At 43.0% G+C, this 1,494-nt stretch carries 2 protein-coding genes; both read left to right on the top strand.

Features of this window, described 5'->3' with window-relative positions:
- Nucleotides 1-325: 325 nt before the first annotated feature.
- Nucleotides 326-586 carry a hypothetical protein gene (locus tag AB1S50_RS19445; RefSeq protein ID WP_367152929.1) on the top strand — a complete coding sequence of 87 codons (261 nt, stop codon included), beginning with the start codon at nt 326-328 and terminating at the stop codon, nt 584-586.
- A gap of 98 nt (nt 587-684) precedes the next feature.
- Entirely contained in the window at nt 685-963 is a 279-nt protein-coding gene (locus tag AB1S50_RS19440) for a DUF6959 family protein (RefSeq protein WP_367152927.1), read from the top strand.
- Nucleotides 964-1,494: the final 531 nt, after the last annotated feature.

Raw genomic sequence — 1,494 nt, 5'->3', positions numbered from 1 at the left:
ACCCTGCTGAAGCGAGGTGCTGCGAATCCAGCTTTCCAGGGTCGCTGCATCATGAGCGGTAATTGTAAAAACGTCCGGAGTATCCATGGGGCAAGTATACATGAAATCAAATCACGTAACCTTATTTTCCGCATAGCCCACTAGTAGCTATGGAAAAAAGAAATAAGGCCTTTGGAGTAACTAAAAATAGTGGCTACCGTGATCGTCGTTATTTTTCTGAGGTTCTTACACTTAGAAAGAATGACTCATAACAAAGCCAGGCAGTGGATCGCCACACTGCGTGCGACTCACACCACTGTTGGGGGCGTTATATTTCAGAGAAATCATGATAGATAGCAAGGAAAATCCAGTTGAATGGAGTCAATTAATGAGTGAGCTAAAAGGGGTACATGAGCATCTAGGTGATCTCATTAAAGAAATGGGATCTAAGGGGAGTATCGATATCGAGGGCTATTCTATAGATATAGCACATATATATGCGTACTTAAGTCGAGCGTGGAACTCCCGTGAGTTCAAAGGTGAAATGAGTAAATCTCAATGGGAGGAATTTCGCTCTTTTCCTTCTAATTTAGAGCTAATCGCGTAATGAAATATAACCAGCGCCGACACAATCGGCCTTCGGCCTGGACTCAGCCCTGCGTTCTTCGCCTGTGCGTCGGACGTTAAGTGTCCTAAGGAATAAATATGAAGAAAAAAGAAGTTGAGATTTTGTCAGATTCTACAAACCAAGCTGTTATGAAACATCCAGGTAGAAACTATCCGGGAGTTCTTATACAAGGAGATACCCTATATTCATATTGCCAGTCTTTGGATGATGCATGTAGTGAGCTAAAGAACAAAAACATTGAAGATGCATTCTACGAAATTAATGAAATTCGTAATGCACTATGGGATAAGCTCAACCATTACAAAATAGTTTTAGGTGAGCACGATATAGAATTACCCTTTAGTGAAGTCCCATGAATAAATCAAGACATAACCAGTTACCGCACAATAACCCTTCGGACCGGACCTCCCTTTCGATCGGTCTGCGGGCAAGGCGTTATGTTTACAAATGAGCGCAATGAAGTTATTCAAAGCAACAATCTTTGTCGTAATCACGGTGGTAGCGCTAGGCGCTTCTTACGTGACCCTTGTTAACTATCAATGCAAGCAGTATTTGTAGGGGGTCTCCGATTCGGAACTGCAATTTAAAATGGCATTGCTTTCTTGAAAAGCACCGGCAAACCCTATACAGGAAAGGCATACTCTACTGTTTGCGGTGGTGAATGTGGTTTCATGTCCTGTGCATTGCTCCACTGGAGAGCTGAATACCAAGAAGGTAAATTACATGGAAAATTCGATGCCCCAATTGGGGTAGCCTGATTTCTCCGGACAGTCCCGATTGTTACCATAGGCAATTGGGAGTATGTAATGACTATGAGAAAGACTTATTCAATAGAGTTTCGTTCAGAGGCCGTAAAGCTGGTCCTTGAGCAGGGCTTGACGCAGGCG

The organism is Microbulbifer discodermiae (genome assembly GCF_040742695.1).
In the GTDB taxonomy this organism is placed as follows: domain Bacteria; phylum Pseudomonadota; class Gammaproteobacteria; order Pseudomonadales; family Cellvibrionaceae; genus Microbulbifer.
Note: the sequence above shows the minus strand (reverse complement) of the source record. Positions and strands in the feature narration are given on the sequence as shown.